Below are 20399 nucleotides of genomic sequence, written 5' to 3'. Positions count from 1 at the left end.
GGTTGATACAGCGTTTGTCACTGTGTCGCCACAAGCGATCTGCAACATCAGCCGGTAGCCAATCGCACAGGAGTTGTATGGAAAAAGAAAATGCAGTGGCCTCACTGGGTCAGGCCACTTTGTTGCTGCCCGCCTGGATCAAGGCCGCCTTGCAGGCCAACGACCGACTCAAGCTTTATTTGTCGGTGTTGCAGTCGGCGGCGCAGCGTGCCGCCAACCCGGCCGCCAGCTCGCCCGACTGGACGCGCGAGATCGCCCACCTGGGCCTGCGCGATGCCTCTTGGCTCAAAGACGTGGCCACGACGGCCTATTTGCAAGACCAGACGCTGATCGTGCCCGAGCTGTCTCTGTGGCTGGAGGCGCTGGCTTCGGACCTGAACCTGATGGCTCGGCCGCTGTGCGACGTGCCCGAACACAGAGACGCGCCCCTGGCGGCCCGGCGCGACCGCTGGCTCAAGAAGATCGAAGACCTCATTGACGAGGAAGGTTTGAGCGCCCAGGCGCTGAGCGATCTGACACACGGCAACCGCCACGGCAGCGACAGCTTCCATCTGCTGGTGATGGACCTGCACAAGCAGCTGAACAACATGGCGGTGGCGGTGGCCACGGAGGATGTGGACGGCGCCCACGTCTGGCAGGTGGACGACGCAGACCGCCCGCTGATTCGCGCTTTCATGCGCGGGCTCGCGCGCACCGCTGCGCTGAAGTTCAACCACCCGGGCCTGGACACCGCAGTGACCCGCGATGGAAACCGCCTGCTGATTCAAAACGACATTGGCACCAACGACGCGCATGTGCTTGTGATTGAAGTGGAGGATCGAAGGATCCACCTGACCTATTCAGACCTGCACGTGGCGCGGTTCGGGTTCTTCCAGCAGATGCTGGAGGGCATTGGTTTTGAATGGACGGTTTTCGACCCACGCACCACGGAAGGACTGAACCAAGGCAAGCCTTACCAGGTGGGCAACGCGGTATTTGCGGCGGCCGACGATGAGGCGTTGCAGGAGGCGCTGGAAGCCGTGGCTTCGCGCATTGTGTTCGTGATTGACTGGAACCGCGCTCGCAAGCGGCTGCAGGAGTTCGTGCGCAAACCGGTGGCCGTGGCCGTGCTGCGTTTTGCGGCCGAACAGGATCTGGGCCACATGGCCTGGTTGCTCGCGGGGGGTGAACAGCTGGTGTACGAGGCCATGCAGGCGGTGGACGGAGACGCCTTTCGCATTGGCGACCGCCTCGACCAGGTGTTGGGCGAAGCCGCCACTCAAGCGTTTTTGCAAGACCTGCTGCGCGTGGCCAGCGTGAAACTGCGCGAACAGCAACCGGTGGCGTTGATTGCGGACGAAGCCCGGTTGCTGCTGGCGCGGGTACTGCAGCGCCGTACCTTTGAGTTTGATTTGCTGGCCGAACACGCGGCCTTTTGCCATGCGCTGGCGCTGGCACTGAGCGAGGCGCTGGAGTTTGCCAACAACACCACCGAAGGCGTGCAGCGCGCCAAGAAGTGGGAGCGCAAGGCCGACCACCTGCTGATGGAAGCGCGGCGCCGCGCCGAGCGCCAACCACGCTGGCTGCCCGTGGTGCAACTGCTGGATGAAATGGACGACATTGCCGACGCGCTGGAGGAGGCGACCTTTATCCACAGCATGACGCTGGCACTGCCCCTGACCGGGCTGCCGCCGGCTGTGAATGCGGTGCTGGGTGAGTTGGCTGACACCACCCTGGCCGCCATCCAGGACCAGATCAAGGCGATTGAAATTGCGCGCCACATGAGTGAGCACACCGAGCCGTCCGACAGCGAGGCCTTCTTGCTGGCGCTGTGGCGCATGCTGCGCGCCGAGCGCATTTGCGATGACCTGTTGCGCACCGCCCGCGCGCGCATCGTGCAGAGCCTGCACGCCACACCGGCCTTGTTTTCGCTGGCCACCGAACTGGCCGCCACCATCGAGAGCGCCACCGACAGCCTGCTCACGGCCGGCTATGCGCTGCGCAAAATGGTCTTCAACAAATCAGGAATGTCTGCATGAACGCCACGCACCATTGGCCCAAACATTTCTATCTGGTCGCGAGCGGCCAGACCCCGCCGCACCACAAGCCCACACCCGAGAACATGGGTTCCAAGGCGCACAACCTGCTGCGCATGGCCTCCATTGGCTTGCCGGTGCCTGCTGCGCTGGTGATTGGTACCCACTTCACGCGCTCGCCCGAAGACTGCATGCTGCCGCTGTTCAGCGTGGGCCTGCCGGCCCTGGAGTCGGTCACCGACATGGTGTTTGGCGATCCGCGCCAGCCCTTGATTGTTTCGGTGCGTTCAGGGGCGCCCGTGTCCATGCCCGGCATGATGGAGACGCTGCTCAACGTGGGCCTGTGCGAGGCCACGCTGCCGGGCCTGTTGCGCCAGACGGGCAACCCGCGTCTGGTGTGGGATGCCTACCGCCGCCTGATCGCCACCTACGGCGAGGTGGTGGCCGGTTTGCCCGGCGCCTTGTTTGAAGAAGAGATTCGCCGCACCACGCAGGGACGGGACGAGCGGCTGCTCGACTTCAGCGACCTGCGCGATCTGAGTCGGCGTTTTCTCGCGATGTACCTGGAACACGCGGGTGAGCCGTTTCCCCAAGAGGTGCGTGCCCAGTTGAGCGGGGCGGTGCACGCCGTGTTCGCCTCGTGGCAGCTGCCCAAAGCCAAAAGCTACCGCGAGATGCATGGGATCGATGACGCGATGGGTACCGCGGTGACCATTCAGCGCATGGTGTTTGGCAATTCGGGCTGTCACTCGGGCGCGGGTGTGGGCTTTACCCGCGACCCCACCAGCGGAAGCAACCAGATGTGGGTGGACTTTTTGGCCAATGCTCAGGGCGAGGACGTGGTTGCTGGGCAGCGCAACGCGCATGGGCACGCCGTATTGGCCCAGGCTGCGCCGGACGCCTGGAACGAACTGCAGGCCACCGCGCTGCGGCTGGAGCAAGAGTTTGAAGACATGCAGGACTTTGAGTTCACCGTGCAGGACGGTGCGCTCTACATGCTGCAGACGCGCTCGGGCAAGCGCACGCCGCTGGCTTCTGCCCGCATCGCGCTGGACATGCTGGATGAGGGGCTGATCAAGGCCGAGCAGGCGCTGGAGCGCACCGCGTCTTTGCAGGACGCTGAGCTCGCTACGCAGCGCCTGGTGACGCAGGACGCAGAGACGTCTGAGGCGGGGCCGGTGGCACCGCTTGCCCAGGCTACGTCGGCTTGCAACGGCGTGGTCAGCGGCGAGATTGCGCTGGACGCCCAGCGCGTGCAAGAGCGCAGCGCCGCCGGTGTGGCGGTGGTGCTGGTGCGCCAGGACGCCCAGACCAGCGACATCGCCGCGCTCGACGCCGCGGCTGGCCTGCTGACCCACCGCGGTGCGCGCACTTCGCACGCAGCGGTGGTGGCCCGCCAGATGAACCGGGTGTGCCTGGTGGCCTGCGACGCCTTGCACATCGACGAGGCGCGCCGGGTGGTGCGGCTGGGTGACCGCGAATTCGACGAAGGCGACCTCATCACGCTCGACGGCAACGAGGGCCTGGTGTACGCCGGCCAGGTGGCTGCCGTGGGTGTGGTCGACGAGGTCTTACTGGCGCGGCTGGCTGCGCTGCGCGAGGCCTCGGGCCTTGGCCCGGCCCACAAGCCCGGGAAACACAAACACCAGCACCCGCATCAGCACCACGCTTGAGCCGCCACACAACCCGTCAAACCGGCCAAACCGGTCGATACCCCCCTCACTGAGATCCACGCCATGAACCTGGGAAACGATTTTGTCGAGAACCACACCTTTGAAGAGTTGCAGATCGGCCAGACCGCTCGGTTGCTGCGCACCCTGACCCCGCAAGACATCCAGGCCTTTGCCGCGGTCTCCGGAGACACCAACCCCGCGCACCTGAACGCCGAGTACGCCAACGACACGCTGTTTCACGGTGTGATCGGCCATGGCATGTGGAGCGGCGCCTTGATTTCTGCGTTGCTCGGCACCCAGTTTCCCGGCACCGGCACCATTTACCTGGACCAGGCGCTGCACTTTTCGCGCCCGGTCCGCATTGGTGACACCTTGACGGTGAGCGCGACCGTGATCGCCAAGGACGAGCACAAGAAAGTGGTTGAACTGGCCTGCGAGGCGGTCAACCAGAAAGGCGAGTGTGTGGTCAGCGGCGTTGCGCGGGTGCTTGCACCGGCACACAAAGTGCGCATGCCCCGGGGCAGCGTGCCGCGGATCCAGGTGTTTGATCCGGAAGCCCGCTTCAACGACCTGCTTGCCATGGTCCGAACCCTGCCAGCGGTGCGCTGTGCCGTCGCACACCCGTGTGACGAAGGCTCGCTCAGGGGCGCGGTGGACGCCGCAGGCTATGGGCTTCTGGTGCCGGTGCTGATTGGGCCCGAGGCCCGCATCCGGGCGCTTGCCGACACCCTGGACCTGGATCTGAACGGCATGGACATTGTGAACATGCCGCACAGCCATGCGGCAGCCGAACACGCCGCAGCCATGGCCGCCGACGGTGACGTGGCAAGCCTCATGAAGGGCAGTCTGCACACCAACGAGTTCATCAACGCCGTGCTGGCCCGCCGGGAACTGCGCACCGGCCGGCGCATGTCGCACGTGTTCCGCTTCGACGTACCGCTGTACAGCAAGCCCTTGCTCATCACCGACGCGGCTCTCAACATCCGCCCGACGCTGGAAGAAAAGGCGGACATTCTGCAAAACGCCATCGACTTCGCCCGCTTGATGGGGGTGGAGTTGCCGCTCGTGGCCTTGCTGTCGGCCGTGGAAAACGTCAGTTCCAACATGCCATCCACACTGGACGCCGCAGCGCTTTGCAAGATGGCCGATCGTGGCCAGATCCGGGGCGGTTTGCTGGACGGTCCACTGGCTTTTGACAACGCCATTTCCGTCGAAGCAGCGCTGATCAAAAAGATTGATTCCCCGGTCGCAGGGCAGGCAGACGTTCTGCTCGTTCCCGATCTGGAAAGCGGCAACATGCTGGCCAAGCAGCTCGAATACCTCGCCGGTGCGACCGGCGCCGGCATCGTGCTCGGAGCCAGCGTGCCGATAGCCCTCACCAGCCGGGCCGACGGCCCGCGGGCACGTGCCTCGTCAGCGCTGCTGGTGCAGCTGGTGGCGCACCACGGCAAAGCGAGTGGTTTGAAAACCGGGGTTTGAAGCGCTCTGGCGGCTTGCAGGGGCCCCAATCGTTGGGACTGTCCTGTTTCTGGTTTATCGCCCGGGCCGTGATGGGCGCGCTGGTCGCTGTAGGTGCGTGGCGCGCGCGCCTTTCAGGCAAAGCCCCGGGACGCGCGCAAAGCCTCAAGCCATGATGTGCAGACCCGCGTCCACGTAGATCACGTCGCCGGTCATGCCCGACGCGCCACCGCCCACGAGGAAGGCCACGGCCCGCCCCACTTCGGCAATGTCCACCAGCCGGCGCCCGGGCGCGCGGGTTACGGCCATGTCGATCAGTTCGTCAAAGTGCGCAATACCCGACGCAGCGCGGGTGCGCAGCGGGCCTGGCGAAACGGCAAACACCCGGATGTCTTTTTCGCCCAGCTCCTTTGCCATGTAGCGCACGCTCGATTCCAGAGCGGCCTTCACCGGGCCCATGAGGTTGTAGTTGTTCACCACTTTGTCGGCACCGTAGTAGCTCATGGTGATCAGCGCGCCGCCGGGGTTCATGATGGGTTCGGCATGGTGTGCCATCTCGATAAAGGAGTGGCAGGACACCTGCATGGCCTGCAAAAACCCCGTCTGCGAACAGTCCATGATGCGGCCGTGAAGGTCTTCGCGCGGGGCGAAGGCGATGGAATGGATCACGAAATCGATGGAGCCCCACGTCTGCTCGATGGTGTCAAAAACCGCCTTCATTTGCCCTGGCTGGGTCACATCCAGCGGCAGCAACAGTGCCGCGTCAATTTGCCGGGCCAGGGGTTCAACGTGTGGCTTGGCCTTGTCGTTGAGATAAGTCAGTGCAATGTCCGCACCAAATGCCCGCAGCTTGGCCGCGCAACCAAAAGCAATGCTGTCGCCGTTGGCCACCCCGACCACCAAGCCCCGCTTGCCTTTGAGCATGTCACCAATGCGGGTGTTTTCGTCCCATACCTTGGGCAAGGGATCGATGGAGTTGGCGTCGGTGAACATGGTGTTTTCCTGGTGTTTAAAAATTTTAGGTGGTCTGGCTGCGCGCTGGCGCTTGTGCGCTACAGCGTCAGCAGCTCGGCTGCATGTTCGGCGAGCATGCGCTCTTCGTCGGTCCTGAAAACCAGCACCCGCACACGCGATGTGACGTCGCTGATCACGGTGTCGTTTCGCTGGTTGGCTTCGGCGTTGATGTGGATACCCATCCAGCCCATATCGGCCAGCATCGCGGCGCGCACGGCAGCGGCGTTTTCTCCAATGCCGCCCGTGAGCACCAGGGCGTCGAGCCCTCCCAGGCAGGTCGTCAGGCCGCCGATCTCGCGCCGCGCTCGGTCTGCGAAGTACGACAACGCCTCGCGGGCGGCGGCGCTGTCTGACGCTTGCAGGGCGCGCACATCGTGCGTGAGGCCAGACAAGCCCTTGAGGCCCGATTGTTTGTAGAGCAGATCGCTGATGGCTGCTGCGCTCATGCCTTTTTCTGCCATCAGGTACAGCACCACGCCGGGGTCCATCTGGCCGCAGCGCGTGCCCATGGGCAGGCCGTCAAGGGCTGTGAATCCCATGGTCGAGGCGACCGAGCGGCCGTCGCGCATGGCGCACATGGACGCGCCGTTGCCCAGGTGCGCCACGATCACCCGGCCATGGCCGAGCACCGGGTCGTAAGCGCTTAGCCGGCGGGCGATGAACTCGTAGGACAGACCGTGAAATCCGTAGCGCCGTATGCCTTCGTCGTAGTAGCTTCGCGGCAGTGCAAAGGTGTCGGCCACAAAGGTGTGGTGGCGGTGAAAGGCTGTGTCAAAGCAGGCCACTTGCGGCACGCCAGGAAACGAACCGCGCGCTGCCTGTATGCCGGCCAGGTTGTGTGGCTGGTGCAGCGGTGCAAGCGGCACCAGACGCTCAAGCTGGGCCATGAGCGCATCGGAGATCACCGCGGGCGCCACATGGTCCGTGCCACCGTGCACCACCCGGTGGCTCACTGCGGCCAGGCGTGCACCCGCGTAAACCTGGTCCATCCATTCAAGGATGGCCTGAACGGCCTCGGCATGCCGCGTGGGGCCGGGTTTGAAACTGAAGCTGTGCGCGTCTTGCGTGGCCGATGCGGCGGAAAACCTGGCCCTGGCACCCAGGCCTTCGACCTGACCCGTGGCCAGCAGGGGCAAGCCGTCGCTTGCCGCGTAGGTTGCAAACTTGACAGACGATGAGCCAGCGTTCAGGGTCAGCAGAAGGGGAGTGGCTGCCACGTTCGGTTCCGGCTCAGTCGCCGTGGCGCAGCATCACGTAGCGCCCGGGGGCGGCGCCCAGCGCGGGGTCAACCAGGGGCTGGCGGGCATCGGTCAGTTCACCGCTGCCTTGACCCTGCATCCAGCCGCTCCAGGCTTCCCACCAGCTGCCCTGTCGCTGCGCCGCGGTGACTTCCCATTCGTCCGCAGAGCAGCGGTGTGTGGCCCGGGCGGTGGTTTGCATCTGGTAGTGGCGCCCTGCATGGCCCGGTTCGGACACAATACCCGCGTTGTGCCCGCCGTTGGTGAGCACGAAGGTCACGTCGGTGTCCACCAGCTGGTGTATCTTGAACACCGAGCGCCAAGGCGACACATGGTCCTTGACGGTGCCGACGGCGAACACCGGCACATCGATGTCGCGCAGCGAGACCGCCTGCCCCTCGAACGGGTAGCGGCCTTCGGCCAGATCGTTGCCCAGGAACATGCGGCGCAGGTACTGGCTGTGCATCACGGCCGGCAGGCGCGTGACATCGGCGTTCCAGGCCATCAGGTCGTTGCTGAAGGGCTGTTCGCCCAGCAGCACCGAGCGGGTGCGCTGCCCCCACACCAGGTCGCGCGAATGCAGGAACTGGAACGACCCGGCCATTTGCCGGCCGCTCAGAAACCCCTGCTCGGCCATCATGTCTTCCAGCATGTCCACCTGGGCGGTGTCGATCAGCACGCCCATCTCGCCGGGTTCGGAAAAATCGGTCTCGGCGGCCATCAGCGTCAGGCTGGCCAGGGGTGTCTGCGGGATGTCCGGGGTCTCAAGGCGCTTGAGTGCTGCGGCCGCGATGGCGGTGAACGTGCCGCCCAGGCAGTAGCCGGCCAGATGCACCGGTTGCTGCGTGGCCGCGTGCACATGGCCCAGCGCATCGAGCACGCCCAGGCGCACGTAATCGTCCAGCGTCAGCAGGGCGTCGTCTTCGTCCGGGTTGCGCCACGACACGATGTACACCGTGTGCCCATTGGCCACCAGCCAGCTCACCATGGAGTTGTGTGGCGACAGGTCCAGGATGTAGAACTTCATGATGCAGGACGGAACGATCAACACCGGTTCCTTGTGCACCTGCTGGGTGGTGGGCAGGTACTGGATCAGCTCCATCAGCTCGTTGCGCAGCACCACCTGCCCGGGGGTGGTGGCCAGGCCATGGCCCGGGCTCAGTGGCTGCGCGTCCAGGTGCAGCGGGGTGAGCCCATGTCGCTGGCGCCATTCGTCGGCAGCTTGGGCCATGCCCGTGACCAGGCTTTGGCCGTGGGTGCTCGCGGCCTTGCTCAGCGCCTGCGGATTGGACAGGAGGCAGTTGCCGGGCGAAACCATGTCCAGCCATTGCCTGGAAAGAAACTGCATTTGCTCGCGCGAGTGCGGCTCCATGCCGCGCAGATCGGCAGCGCTTTGCCACCAGCGCTCCCAGGCCACGTTGGCCGACGCCATGCTGCTCCAGGGCCACTGGTTCCATGCCGGGTCGTCAAAGCGGGTGTCCTTGGGCTGCGACGCGTTGTGGGGTGCGTCGGCCTCAGCGGCGGCTTCCTGGCCATTCAGCGGCGCGGGTACCAGCCGGGACGCAGCAGCGCGCAGCGATTCTTCGGCCCAGGCCAGTGCGAGTAGCTGGGCCTCGGTACCCAGGCGGGCTTGCGTGCCCGGCGAAACCGTCAGATTGAGGAACCAGTCGGTCCACGCGCGGGCGACTGACACGGGCGACAGCCCGGCGCTGGCCCGGGCCAGCGCCGCATGGGCAAACTGGTCCAGGGCTTCTGCGGCTTGGTGGAGCTGCTGGGGGGTGTGTTGAGGTGACATGTTCAAAATGCTACCGGCCCTCTGTGTCAGGCGTTTGAAAAAGCGCCCGTGTTTCAGAAAGCTTGCCGGGGCGGGGTGGTTACCCGGCGCGCGGCTGCGTGGCTGCTCAGGTGCCAGCCACCGTGCTGCGTGGTGTCGTCGCGTCAAAAGGGCGGCCGTGCCCCGCTGGCCGTTTGGTGCATCCATTGCTGCACCTGGGTTGCCACCCACTGGGGAGCATCCAGCGGCAGATCGTGCCCGGCATCCGGGTGGACGGCCAGCTGACAGTTCCAGGCCCTTGCCAGCGCGACTGAGCACCGGGAGTCCACCAGGTGGTCTTGCTGGCTGGTCAGCAGCAAGACCGGTGGGGCGGGCGCTGTGGTGGGCGCAAGGAAGCGGGCCGCTGCGGTGAGTTGGCGCAGGGCGTTGGCTCGGGACACCGGCCTTTGCAGCCGCACCTTGACCCAATCGGGCAACACACGGCGGTGCTGCTCGGCGTGGTTGCTGGTCATGCGCAAAATGCCGTGTTCGACAGCCTCAACCGAGAGGGACGGCGTGGCCAGCTTGAGCAGGCCAAGGTAGTTGCGCGGCAGCAAGCGCCGGTAAAAGGGGCTGAAGGGGCGCACGCTGGTGTTGATCAGCACACACCCGGCCACCTCGGCCGGCGCGGTGCGGGCCCACTCGATCGCCACCATGGCACCCAGCGACATGGCCAGCAGATGCACAGGCCCGCTGACGCCACGGCGCGCCAACGCTTCACGGCAGGCGTCTGCCATGGCGCCAACCGTCCGGGGGCTCTGTTGCCGGTGCAGCAGCCCGTTGCCGGGCAGGTCCAGCGCAATGATCTGTGATTCCGGGAAGCGTTTTTGAAACTTCTCGGGAAACGAGCCCCAGTGGGCGGTTTCCCGTGTGAGGCCTCGCAAAAAAACCCAGGTGTCCATGGCGCGCAGTCAATACCAGTGGGTCAGCGCGCTGGCGTGGCGTGCCGCGCGCTGGTGGGGTGTTGGCATCCACCGTTCGTGGCTGGCGGCGGCGCGCACCAGAAAGTCGAGCAGCGATAGGTGGCGCCTGAGCACCCGCTGCAGTCGGTGACCAATCAGCGGGTTGAAGATGCCGTTGCGCGAAAACAGTTGCCGGGGGTTTTTCTTTATCCACAGCCAGGAGCCCATTTCCAGCGTGAGCGGTAAAAAAGTGCGCGCGGGATCGTGACAGGCCTGAAGGTAGAGGTGATCCCACAGATCGCCATGGGCCAGGTACTGGGCGCTTTGGGGCTCAATGATATAGGGGTGGTGGCTGTGCGACTGTTCAAAGATTTCCTGCAGTGCGTGCAGCTCGGCCAGGTGCGGTATGGGGCTGCGTGTGTGGGCAAAGGGAAACCACAGGCGGTCGCTCACGCCGAAGCCCGAGTGGCAGTCGATGGCCAGACTCACGCTCCGCGTCAGCAGCTCACGGTGGACCACCTCGCACACCGCCTGGTTTTCCGCTTCCATCGGCTCGCCCAGCCGCCCCCGGTACCAGGGCAGTCCGGCACTCAGTCGCTGGCCCCCCATCAGGTAGGGCACTTTTTCCAGTGCGTCCACGGGTGCGTTGCGCATCAGGTCCACGCCACGCGGGTTAGCGCGGGTCGCGGACCACATGCCGCCGGGGTTGACGACGGGCATGAACACCAGCCTGACCTGTTCCAGTTGCCGGTGCAGCATCGTGTCCCAGCGCAGCCGCATCACCAGGTGCTGCAGATAGGCGGTCACGACCTGCGCGCCAATGCGTTCAAGCCCATGCACCCCGCCAAAGAAGCCCACAGCCGGCACGTCGGGGCTGGGGTTCCCGAGGCAGATCGCATACACGGGAAAGCGGTGGCCCGCCGCCACCGACACCTCGCGCACCACCTCCACCTGAAGGTGGGGTGCGCCCTGTTCTACGATTTTTTCCAGCGCGGACAACTCGGGCAGGGCGTTCTTGTGCACAGCAAAAAAGAGGTTGGGGGTGTGCCCGTGAAAGACGGCGCAGCGCGCTGAGCATAACGCCTGACCATGCCGTTTTGAGGGGCAGCAAGGTGCCACCATAAACGTCATAAAAGTGACCTGAAATATTCACACAGACGCGTTAACTTGGCCGCACATTCACACGATGTCAGGAGTGCCTCATGGTCTGGAAACTGCTTGGTCTGCAGCATCTGCTGGACGCCCTGTTTGACGACGGTTGGTGCCGACTGTGCCTGCCAGAGACCGATGGAAGCTTTTATGAAGAACACTTCGGAACGCTGGAAGACTGACCCGCTGCAGCTCGTCAAGCGCATCGGCTTGATCGGTTGCAGCGTGGTGTGCGGCATCCTGGAGTTGTTTGCACTGCAACGCTCGCGCTACCTCGCGCGGCGCGCTCGCAGCCACTCCGCCTGGAACCGCTGAGGCCCTGAACCCAGCTGCCCGCCAGCTGTGCGCGGGGTGCCTGGGTTGCGCGCTTGAATCTGCCGCGAGCACCTTAGCGCTGGTGAATCACTCGCACCTTTGCGCGCGGAGAGGTGCTCCCGCCCAAGCGCGAGCGTGCGCCTGCTTTCTGTTGACCCAGCGCGACCATCCAGCTAAAACGGCTGCACCGCCGCACCTTTGCCACACCCCTGCCACATGCGGTTTCTAGCATGAAGCAGCACCGCCTTTCGCGGTGCTTGGCTCCAGTCATCGTTCCTTCCATTCAAGGGGTACTTTCATGCGACATCTGATTGTTGGTTTTGCTCTGCTGAGCGTTGCCGCGGGTTCGGTCCTGGCTTCGCCGCCTGAGCACAAGAAGGGGCAGCGCGCTGAGCGTCCTTCTCATGTGCAGCTGGGTATGCGTCCCTTTTTCCTCGTCGATGACATGAGCGACAGCCCGCTCAAGCAGCGGCTGCAGCAGTGTGGCCAGCGGGGTCAGTTCAAAGCCAGCGACTTCTCCATTGGTCACCGCGGAGCGGCCATGCAGTTCCCCGAACACACCCTGGAGTCTTACACCGCAGCGGCCCGCATGGGTGCCGGCATTGTGGAATGCGATGTGACCTTCACCAAAGACAAAGCGCTGGTCTGCCGCCATGCGCAGAACGATCTGCACACCACCACCAACATTCTGGTGACGCCGCTGGCGGCCAAGTGCACCCAGGCTTTTGTCCCCGCGACGCTCGATGCCAACGGCAAGCTCGTCACGCCCGCCAAAGCCGAGTGCCGAACCAGCGACATCACCCTGGCCGAGTTCAAAACCCTGCGTGGAAAAATGGATGCCTTTAACCCGGCAGCCCGCACACCGCAAGAATACCTGGGCGGCACGGCCAACTGGCGCACAGACCTCTACTCTGGCCCCAGCAGCGGCACACTCATGACACACGCGGAGAGCATCGAATTGTTCAAGACGCTGGGGGTGAAGATGACGCCCGAACTCAAAAGCGCCAGCGTCGAGATGCCGTTTGACGGGTTCACGCAGCGGGACTATGCACAGAAGATGGTTGATGAATACAAGCGCGCGGGCGTGCCGGCGCGCCATGTGTGGCCGCAGTCGTTCAACATGGACGATGTGCTGTACTGGGTAGAGAAAGAACCCGCGTTTGGCCGCCAGGCGGTTTACCTGGATGACGCCAACACCGTTGCCGACCTGCCCAGTGCCAACGATCTGGTGGGTTACAAAAGCGCGGGCATCAACATCGTCGCGCCGCCCATCTTTGCATTGCTGAGCACCGATGCGTCCGGCCAAATTGCGCCCTCGGCCTATGCGCGCAACGCGCGTAACGCCGGCTTGGGCATGATCGCCTGGACGCTGGAGCGCTCAGGTATTTTGGCCGATGGCAACAACGGCTATTACTACCAAACCTTCGACTCGGCCATCAAGACCGAAGGCGACATCTTTCGTGTGCTCGATGTGCTGGAACGCGACGTGGGCGTGATGGGTGTGTTTTCCGACTGGCCCGCCACCACCACGTTCTACGCAAACTGCGCCGGCTTGCGTTGACCGTTTTCTGCCCCTGTCCTCACGGGCCAGGGGCATTTCAGGCGGCCCGCATTCAAGGCAGCACGACGCCGCTGGCGGTGGTTACCCTCTGGTGCGAATAGTTGGCTGGTGCTGGGCGGCTGATGCTGCCCTGCGCCAGCACATAGTCAACAAAGGTCTGGGTGTAGAGCAGGTAGTTGTTGACGTAATTTCCGGTGGCGTAGATGGCGCCGAAGGTGGTGTAGCCGTCTTTGCCGCTGGCGATGAAGTCGTTGGTGGCCACGGTGTAGGTGCGAGCTGGGTCAATGGCGCTCCAGACACCGGTGCTGCGGTTGCGCACTTGCACATTGCTGAAGCGGCTGCCCTTGGCCCGGCTCATGTCCATGTCCCAGCGCAATGCCGCTGCGTAAGGGTGCGAGCCGCTGGACTGGGCGCTGTCCAGGTGGTTGGACACCGCATCTTCCAGCGCATTCACCAGCTGCTGACCGGTCATCGGCAGCTCCACCAGCACGTTGGTGAAGGGGAGCAGGGTGAAGGCCGTGTCCATGCTCAGGGTGCCGGCTGGCACTGGGACGCGCACGCCACCTGCGTTCTGAATCGCCACATCGGCGCGCAAGCTACCCGCCAGGAAGGACTCTGCCACCACCTGCGCAGCATCGCTCCCCCGTGCCAGTGTGTTGGCCACTTCGCAGCCGGCCGTGCCTCCAGACCGGTTGGTGCTTTCACCGGGCACCCGAACCAGGCACAGTGCCTCGCTGGCGGTGCCAATGGTTTCTGCCCTTTTGGCAGCCACCTGGCTGGAGAAGCTCGCCAACGTGAGCGAAGCCACGGTGTCTGGCTCCACCACGCGCACCGTGGGCACCGTCGCCAGCGAGCGAATGATCTGCAGGCGGGTGGCATCGTTCACAGCCACAAATGCGCCAGAGCTGTCTTTGCGCCGGAAGTTGGAGCCAATCAGCAGCGAGGCCTGGCCTTCACACGCATCCACTTCGCCACGGTTGTTGAAGCGCAGGTTCAGCTCGCCCAGAGCCTTGCTGTATTCCCAGGCTTGCACCACGCAGACGGTCTTGCCGTCTTTGTTGGTGACGCGGGTGGGGTAAGCGCCCGAGCTGCTCAGGCCCAGGGCTGTGAAGTCGCCCAGTAGGGAGTGCGAGTCGCCGCCCACGATGGCGTCCACGTCGGTCAGTTGGGCGGCCAGCGCCCTGTCGGCTTCAAAGCCCTGGTGCGTGAGCAACACAAAGTGGCGAATGCCCTGCGTTTTGAGTGCGTCGATGGTGCGCTGCGCGGCCTCGGCTTCGTCTTCAAACACGGTGGTGTCCAGCGGGCGCGAGGAGTTGGTGGTCTTGCCCTTGATGTCAATGCCAATGACCGCGATCTGAACGCCGCCAACGGTTTTGATCGTGTAGGGCCGAATGTAGCCCTCGGCCAGCGGTGTGCCGGCCTGCGGCTTCACGTTGGCGGCCAGCACCGGTGTCTGGCAGGTGCCGCTGCGCAGGAAGTCCAGAAACCTTTTCAGCCCCGCATCGCTGTCGTCAAACTCGTGGTTGCCCAATGCAAAGGCGTCAAAGCAAACTGTGTTCATCAAGGCAGCGTCGGCCTCGCCCTTGAACAGCGTGTAGTACAGCGAGCCCGTCATGGCATCGCCCGCATGCAGCTTGATCACGTCTTGCCGATTGGCGTAGCCCGCAAAGGCGGTGGTGACCCGGGGAAAGCCGCCCAGCTCCACCTGTGTGGCCACGCCATCCAGCACCAGCTCGGTGTTGGAGAAGGCATCAAGCTGGGAATGGTGGTCGTTGATGTGAGCCAGTGTCACGTTTATTGCGGCGAAACTGGGTTCGGCGACGGGCGCTGGGTCGGAACCGCCACAAGCGCTCAGCGTGGTGACCATCAGCAACGAGATCAAGGACTTGGGAAGGGAGGGATGTAGCTGTTTCATGGCGCAATGGGTTGGTGAATACCTTTTCGATGCTGCAGTTCATTTGTGTAGGCCCCTTGACAGAACTGTGAAGAAAAAAAGCGGCCCGAAGGCCGCTTGAAGCCAGCCATTGAAGGCCGGCGTTTCCGAGTTGTTGCTACCGGTCTTGCGGTCAGGTGCCGATCACGCCGCCGTCATTTTTTGTGATCACGATGGTGGCTGAACGCGGGCGTTTGCCGGCGCCGTAGCCAGCGCTGGCAGGCCATTGGCTTTCAAACTTGCCAGGGTCGTTCACGTCGGCCATGGCGGTGTTTTCGCCGGGGTGCTGAATGTTCACAAAGATGGCGCGGCCATCTGGCGTTTCACACCAGCCCGTAATTTCAGCGCCCTTGGGGCCGACCAGAAAGCGCGCCAGCGTGGTGGGCGTCGGGGTTTTGCCCATATAGGTGGTGACTGCCTTGTCGCCGTGCTTGACGGTGCGCGCACTGCCGTCGCCGAGCTTGCCGGGAATAGCGGCCAGCATCATGCAGTTGGTCTTGTCGGTGTAGGCGCCGTCGTCGGTCTGGATCCAGCAGATGCCGGTGGCCGGGCTGAACACCAGGCCGTCAGGCGACGACATGTCGTTCTCGTCGGTCAGGCTCGACAGATTGACGGTCGCCTTGTCGGCTCCAGCTTCCGCGCCGAACACATAGATGTCCCACTTGAAGGTGTCACCGGCTGGCGTGGTATCGGCCATGCGAACGATGTGGCCGTTGACGTTGCCTTTCTGTTCCCGGCTGCCCTTCATGTCGGTGTACATGCGGGGGTTGACCGCGTCGGTGGTGGCGGCGGTGCGGTTGCTGTTGTTGGTCAGCGTGATGTAGACCTCGCCGGTGCGCGGGTTCACGCCGCCCCACTCGGGACGGTCCATCTTGGTGGCGCTCACGGCGTCTCCAGCCAGGCGCGTGAAAATAGCCACGTCGGCGTCGCTCTTGAACTCGAAGTACGAACTGTTGGCGATCACCGGGTTGTTCATCGACAGCTCGACCCATTCGCCGGAACCGTCTTCCTTGAAGCGGGCGACGAACAGGGTGCCTTTGTCTAGGTACTTGTCGCCAGCAGCCAGGCGGTTCGATCCGCTAGCGTCTCTCGGATCCCATTTGGCCGCAGAGACGAATTTGTAGATGTATTCGCCGCGCGCGTCGTCACCCATGTAGGCCACGATCGGCTGGCCCGACACCGGCTTGGCGAAGGCCACGCTTTCGTGCGCGAAGCGACCCAGGCCGGTGCGCTTGCGCATGGGGGCCTTGGTGTCGTAAGCGTCCACTTCGACCACGTAGCCGAAGCTGTTCATTTCGTTGCGGTAGTCGTCCTTGGCCGATGCGCCAATGGCGCTGTTGTTCCAGCGCACGAAGCGGTCTTCGGTGCCACCGCTTTCCCAGCCGTGGCGGCTGGCGGTGCCGGCGCGGCGGCCGTAGCGTTTGAGCGCCTGCACCTGCTTGTCCTTCTTGCGCGCGTCGTCGTCTTTGGCGTCGCGGGTGAAGTAGCCGAACCAGTTTTCTTCGCCGCTCACAAACGTGCCCCAAGGCGTCTTGCCGGTACCGCAGTTGTTCAGAGTGCCGCGGCACTGGGTGGCGTCGGCGCTGTACTTGGTCACCAGGTGTTCGCTGCCGCGCGCCGGGCCGTGAATGGCTGCGGGCGTCATGGTGGTGATGCGGCGGTTGAAGTTCGAGTTCGCCTTGTATGCCCACTGCTTGCCGTCTGCTTGCACTTCAACGAAAGACAGACCGTGGATCGCCAGCTCTTTGTCCACTTCAGACGCAGGACGCGGCAGCGTGGACGCGCCGCCATTGGCGTGAATGAAGAACGAGGCCAACTTCTCGTCGGTCGTGGCTTCGTGGTTCACACCCAAGATGCCGCGGCTGTTGAAGCTGTCAGATGCCTTGCCCGATGCGTCCAGACCGAACCACTCCATGCCGTCGTGGTGATCGCCAGCGCGCTGATCAAACGCCGTGTCGGTGCCGTCGTTCTTGAAGGCCGGCACGTTCGTGGCCAGCGGATCGCCCAGGGCGTAAAGGATTTGCGCGGTGTAGCCATCGGGGATGCTCACTGTGTCCGCAGTGGTTTTGGCCACGGGCTTGAAGCCTAGGCTGTTCAGCGCGGTGCCTGCGGTGCCGCCGCTGCCGGTGGTGGCGCAGCCCGTGAGGGCTGCTGCACCCAAAGCAGCGCCGGCCATGCCCGTGCCCTTAAACAGGCTGCGGCGGCTCAGGCGCGCGTCCAGCACCTGTTCAAAGGCGGGGTTGCTGGTGGTGTTGGAGTCTTCGTCGTTGAAGTCGATGGCGGGGTGGTGGGCGTCGTGGTTCATAGGGACAGAGTCTTGTGAAAAGGTAAAAGTCCGAGGCAGTGTCTGAAGGTTGTGTGAAACCTTCGTGACGCCCAGGCGCTAAAGCGGTTACGGGGCGGATGAACCGCCCCGCAGTGTTGATTCATTTCCAAAACTGGGCCATTTCGGGACGAGTTCACGTTGAAATCTGAGCCACGTTGCCGCTCTATCCTGCTGAATTTTTCAGCACGGAGGAGCAGGAGTGATCAACGTGAGCACATTGAGCAAGTTACGCCGCCTCGTGCTGAGGCAGGACGTGTCGGTGCGCGAGGCCAGCAGGCGCCTCGGTATCTCGCGCAACACAGCCACCAAGTGGCTCAAGGACGGCCAGATGGCCGAGCCACGATACCCACAACGGGTCTCGGGGCCCAGCGTTCTCGATCCGTACAAAGAGCAGTTGAGCCAGTGGCTCAAGGCCGATAGCCACCGCAGCAAGCGCGATCGGCGTGGGGTCAAGGCGATGTTTGAAGCACTGCGGGCGCAGGGCTACAGCGGCAGCCGAGGGCCGGTCTACGCCTTTGCCCAGCGCTGGCAGCAAGAGCAAGGCAACGCTGCGCGCGGCGCAGGGTTTGTGCCGCTGAGCTTCGAGCTGGGCGAGGCGTTCCAGTTCGACTGGAGCTGCGAGTACCTCTTCATAGGGGGACTGCGCCGCCGTCTGGAGGTGGCGCACACCAAGCTGGCGGCCAGTCGCGCCTTCTGCCTGGTGGCGTACTACAGCCAGGCGCACGAGATGCTGTTCGACGCGCACGCACGGGCGTTTGCCCTCTTCGGTGGCGTGCCCCGGCGGGGCATCTACGACAACATGAAGACTGCGGTAGACAAGGTCGGCCGGGGCAAGCAGCGCAGCGTCAATGCACGTTTCGAGGTGATGACCGGGCACTACCTGTTCGAGCCGGAGTTCTGCAACCGGGCCGCCGGCTGGGAGAAGGGAGTCGTCGAGAAGAACGTTCAGGATCGGCGCAAGGACATCTGGAGGGAAGCCAGTGAGCGGCGCTGGGGGACGCTTGGCGAGCTCAACGACTGGTTGCAGCAGGCCTGCGTGAAGGCCTGGGCCGAGATGAGTCACCCTGAGTGGGTGCACCTCACGGTGGCTGATGTCTGGCAGGACGAACGTGTTCGCCTCATGCCCAACCCCCGTGCGTTTGACGGCTATGTGGAGCAGCCGGTGCGGGTCTCTGCCACCTCGCTGATCCACTTCCAGCGCAACCGCTACAGCGTGCCGTGTGAATGGATCCACGCGGTGGTCAGTCTGCGGGCCTACGCGGATGGCCTGCTGGTGGTCGGACCCGATGGGCGGCAGGTGCGGCTGGAGCGCAGCTTCGAGCGGGATCAGACGATCTACGACTGGATGCACTACATCGCGCTGGTCGAGCGAAAGCCCGGTGCGCTGCGCAATGGTGCGCCCTTCAAGACCATGCCCGAACCCCTACAGGAACTGCAGCGCCAGTTGCTGCGCCACAGCGGGGGCGACAGGGTGATGGCGCAGGTGCTCATGGGGGTGAGCCTGCACGGGCTGGAGGCCGTGCAGGTGGCGGTGGAGCTGGCGCTGCAGTCCGGGCGGGTGAGTGCCGAGCACGTGCTCAACGTGCTCTCTCGCTTGCAGGAGCAGCGTGCGCCCGAGCCGCCAGTGGCCACGATGCTCACGCTCAATACGCCACCACTGGCCAACCTGCGGCGCTATGACGCACTGCGCAACCCCCAGCCTCATGAGGCGTCACCGGAGTCCGACCATGCATGATGTCATTGATGCTTTCAAAGCGCTGGGCCTGCACGGCATGGCCAGTGCATGGCCGGAGGTGCTGGGCACCGCCCGCATGAAGTCGCTCGACCATGAGGCCGTGTTGCACCAGCTCATCAAGGCTGAGACGGCGCAGCGCGAGGTGCGCTCCATGGCCTACCAGATGCGCGTGGCGCGGTTCCCATCGCACCGCGATCTCGCTGGCTTTGACTTCGTCCATGCGCAACTCGATGAAGCGCTGGTGCGCCAGCTGCACACCCTTCGATTCCTGGAGTCGGCGCACAACGTGGTGCTGGTCGGTGGCCCCGGCACGGGCAAGACCCACCTGGCTACGAGCCTGGGGATCGAGGCGATCCGCATGCACGGCAAGCGGGTTCGTTTCTTCTCTACGGTGGAGTTGGTCAACGCCCTGGAGCTGGAGAAGGCTCAGAACAAGTCTGGGCAGTTGGCACATCGCCTGATGTATGTCGATCTGGTGATCCTGGATGAACTGGGCTACTTGCCGTTCACGCAGTCGGGCGGCGCGATGCTGTTCCACCTGCTCTCCAAACTCTATGAGCGAACGAGCGTGGTGATCACCACCAACCTCACCTTCTCGGAGTGGAGCAGCGTCTTTGGCGACGCCAAGATGACCACCGCCTTGCTCGACCGACTCACGCACCACTGCCACATCGTGGAGACGGGCAACGAGAGCTGGCGATTCAAGCATTCCAGTGCCGCTGGCGCGGCACTGCCAAAGCAACGCCCAAAGACTCAGAAAGGAGATCGAAAACCAGCGGACCCTATAGACTTATCCACAACCGAATAGCCAAAAAACCCATCAACCCGGTGGCTCAGTATTCGACGTGATCACTGGCTCAGTTGTACTGATGAATCAACAGCCGCCGCGCCCGAACACGCTGACCACCGCCCCCGTGAGCAGGCGAAGCAGGCTCACGGTGTTGAGCGTGTTGCCGCGCTCGACGGTGAGGCGCGAGTTTTGCCGCACATGAAACGCGGCGTTGCCGATCAGAAACACCAGACGCGAAGCAGGGCCGGTCAAAATTTCGTCGCCGGTCTGTATGGTTTGCTGTGGCCGCATGCGCTGGCCGTTCAGCAGCACGTCGCCCACAAATTCCACTACGTTGCTGCGCTGCTGGGCCAGTGCCGCGGGCATGCCGCCCATGGCCACCCAGGCCGCCGCCGCCTTGAGGGTATCGCGGCGTTGAAACCACGTCACTTCTGCTTCGCTGCGGCCTTGAAGGGTGTGTATCTGGTTCATTTTGGA

16 protein-coding genes are annotated in these 20399 nt (G+C 64.0%); 8 read left to right on the top strand and 8 right to left on the bottom strand.

Translation table 11 applies throughout. From position 1 onward, the window contains the following. Window positions 1-77 precede the first annotated feature (77 nt). The 3 genes from AC4QBL_RS11800 (at window position 78) to AC4QBL_RS11790 (ending at window position 5167) form a co-directional block, all read left to right on the top strand. A complete protein-coding gene (locus tag AC4QBL_RS11800; protein WP_472901932.1) occupies window positions 78-2018 on the top strand; it encodes a phosphate transport regulator in 1941 nt (646 codons plus the stop codon). After that, complete coding sequence (locus tag AC4QBL_RS11795) at window positions 2015-3688, top strand: PEP/pyruvate-binding domain-containing protein (protein ID WP_472901931.1); 1674 nt, start codon at window positions 2015-2017, stop codon at window positions 3686-3688. The genes AC4QBL_RS11800 and AC4QBL_RS11795 overlap by 4 nt, the downstream gene beginning before the upstream one ends. Before the next feature lie 63 nt (window positions 3689-3751). Further along, window positions 3752-5167 (top strand): bifunctional enoyl-CoA hydratase/phosphate acetyltransferase, encoded by a 1416-nt coding sequence (locus AC4QBL_RS11790; protein ID WP_472901930.1) that lies wholly within the window; start codon window positions 3752-3754, stop codon window positions 5165-5167. A 144-nt stretch (window positions 5168-5311) separates the two neighbouring features. Here the strand turns inward: AC4QBL_RS11790 and fabI are convergent, their stop codons facing one another. From fabI to AC4QBL_RS11765, 5 genes are all read right to left on the bottom strand, one after another. Beyond that, entirely contained in the window at window positions 5312-6070 is a 759-nt protein-coding gene (fabI, locus tag AC4QBL_RS11785; RefSeq protein WP_472901962.1) for an enoyl-ACP reductase FabI, read from the bottom strand. Between the two features lie 128 nt (window positions 6071-6198). Further along, window positions 6199-7377, bottom strand: coding sequence for an acetate/propionate family kinase (locus AC4QBL_RS11780; RefSeq protein WP_472901929.1), 1179 nt, complete (start codon window positions 7375-7377; stop codon window positions 6199-6201). A gap of 13 nt (window positions 7378-7390) precedes the next feature. Next, a complete protein-coding gene (locus AC4QBL_RS11775; protein WP_472901928.1) occupies window positions 7391-9193 on the bottom strand; it encodes a PHA/PHB synthase family protein in 1803 nt (600 codons plus the stop codon). Between the two features lie 143 nt (window positions 9194-9336). Continuing rightward, window positions 9337-10113: an alpha/beta fold hydrolase gene (locus tag AC4QBL_RS11770; protein ID WP_472901927.1), complete on the bottom strand. Its 777-nt coding sequence runs from the start codon at window positions 10111-10113 to the stop codon at window positions 9337-9339. Between the two features lie 9 nt (window positions 10114-10122). After that, window positions 10123-11136, bottom strand: coding sequence for a M14 family zinc carboxypeptidase (locus AC4QBL_RS11765; RefSeq protein WP_472901926.1), 1014 nt, complete (start codon window positions 11134-11136; stop codon window positions 10123-10125). A 179-nt stretch (window positions 11137-11315) separates the two neighbouring features. Here AC4QBL_RS11765 and AC4QBL_RS11760 point away from each other — a divergent pair, with 179 nt between their 5' ends. From AC4QBL_RS11760 to AC4QBL_RS11750, 3 genes are all read left to right on the top strand, one after another. Continuing rightward, window positions 11316-11444, top strand: a complete 129-nt coding sequence (locus tag AC4QBL_RS11760) for a hypothetical protein (RefSeq protein ID WP_472901925.1) — start codon at window positions 11316-11318, stop codon at window positions 11442-11444. Next, complete coding sequence (locus AC4QBL_RS11755; RefSeq protein WP_472901924.1) at window positions 11413-11577, top strand: hypothetical protein; 165 nt, start codon at window positions 11413-11415, stop codon at window positions 11575-11577. Before AC4QBL_RS11760 ends, AC4QBL_RS11755 begins: the two co-directional genes overlap by 32 nt. Before the next feature lie 418 nt (window positions 11578-11995). Further along, window positions 11996-13138 (top strand): glycerophosphodiester phosphodiesterase family protein, encoded by a 1143-nt coding sequence (locus AC4QBL_RS11750; protein ID WP_472901923.1) that lies wholly within the window; start codon window positions 11996-11998, stop codon window positions 13136-13138. 52 nt (window positions 13139-13190) lie between these two features. Here the strand turns inward: AC4QBL_RS11750 and AC4QBL_RS11745 are convergent, their stop codons facing one another. Continuing rightward, entirely contained in the window at window positions 13191-15053 is a 1863-nt protein-coding gene (locus tag AC4QBL_RS11745) for a bifunctional metallophosphatase/5'-nucleotidase (protein WP_472901922.1), read from the bottom strand. A gap of 151 nt (window positions 15054-15204) precedes the next feature. Then, on the bottom strand, window positions 15205-17376 hold the full coding sequence (locus AC4QBL_RS11740; protein ID WP_472901921.1) for a PhoX family protein: 2172 nt from the start codon (window positions 17374-17376) through the stop codon (window positions 15205-15207). A 229-nt stretch (window positions 17377-17605) separates the two neighbouring features. On the opposite strand from AC4QBL_RS11740, the gene istA reads away from it, so the two are divergent. Further along, complete coding sequence (gene istA / locus AC4QBL_RS11735) at window positions 17606-19132, top strand: IS21 family transposase (RefSeq protein ID WP_492131588.1); 1527 nt, start codon at window positions 17606-17608, stop codon at window positions 19130-19132. Further along, window positions 19125-19940 (top strand): IS21-like element helper ATPase IstB, encoded by an 816-nt coding sequence (gene istB, locus AC4QBL_RS11730; protein ID WP_472901868.1) that lies wholly within the window; start codon window positions 19125-19127, stop codon window positions 19938-19940. Before istA ends, istB begins: the two co-directional genes overlap by 8 nt. A 66-nt stretch (window positions 19941-20006) precedes the next feature. Here the strand turns inward: istB and AC4QBL_RS11725 are convergent, their stop codons facing one another. Further along, window positions 20007-20393, bottom strand: a complete 387-nt coding sequence (locus AC4QBL_RS11725) for a hypothetical protein (RefSeq protein ID WP_472901867.1) — start codon at window positions 20391-20393, stop codon at window positions 20007-20009. Between the last annotated feature and the right edge of the window lie 6 nt (window positions 20394-20399).

The sequence above is a fragment of the Hydrogenophaga sp. L99 genome, from assembly GCF_058731905.1.
This window is presented reverse-complemented; position numbering and strand designations above follow the sequence as displayed.

Excerpts from the sequence above, each read along its gene's own strand:
- AC4QBL_RS11800 (WP_472901932.1), top strand. The coding sequence starts at position 78 with ATGGAAAAAGAAAATGCAGTGGCCTCACTGGGTCAGGCCACTTTGTTG.
- AC4QBL_RS11795 (WP_472901931.1), top strand. The coding sequence starts at position 2,015 with ATGAACGCCACGCACCATTGGCCCAAACATTTCTATCTGGTCGCGAGC.
- AC4QBL_RS11790 (WP_472901930.1), top strand. The coding sequence starts at position 3,752 with ATGAACCTGGGAAACGATTTTGTCGAGAACCACACCTTTGAAGAGTTG.
- fabI (WP_472901962.1), bottom strand. The coding sequence starts at position 6,070 with ATGCTCAAAGGCAAGCGGGGCTTGGTGGTCGGGGTGGCCAACGGCGAC.
- AC4QBL_RS11775 (WP_472901928.1), bottom strand. The coding sequence starts at position 9,193 with ATGTCACCTCAACACACCCCCCAGCAGCTCCACCAAGCCGCAGAAGCC.
- AC4QBL_RS11770 (WP_472901927.1), bottom strand. The coding sequence starts at position 10,113 with ATGGACACCTGGGTTTTTTTGCGAGGCCTCACACGGGAAACCGCCCAC.
- AC4QBL_RS11760 (WP_472901925.1), top strand. The coding sequence starts at position 11,316 with ATGGTCTGGAAACTGCTTGGTCTGCAGCATCTGCTGGACGCCCTGTTT.
- AC4QBL_RS11755 (WP_472901924.1), top strand. The coding sequence starts at position 11,413 with ATGAAGAACACTTCGGAACGCTGGAAGACTGACCCGCTGCAGCTCGTC.
- AC4QBL_RS11750 (WP_472901923.1), top strand. The coding sequence starts at position 11,996 with ATGCGTCCCTTTTTCCTCGTCGATGACATGAGCGACAGCCCGCTCAAG.
- AC4QBL_RS11745 (WP_472901922.1), bottom strand. The coding sequence starts at position 15,053 with ATGAAACAGCTACATCCCTCCCTTCCCAAGTCCTTGATCTCGTTGCTG.
- AC4QBL_RS11740 (WP_472901921.1), bottom strand. The coding sequence starts at position 17,376 with ATGAACCACGACGCCCACCACCCCGCCATCGACTTCAACGACGAAGAC.
- istB (WP_472901868.1), top strand. The coding sequence starts at position 19,125 with ATGCATGATGTCATTGATGCTTTCAAAGCGCTGGGCCTGCACGGCATG.
- AC4QBL_RS11725 (WP_472901867.1), bottom strand. The coding sequence starts at position 20,393 with ATGAACCAGATACACACCCTTCAAGGCCGCAGCGAAGCAGAAGTGACG.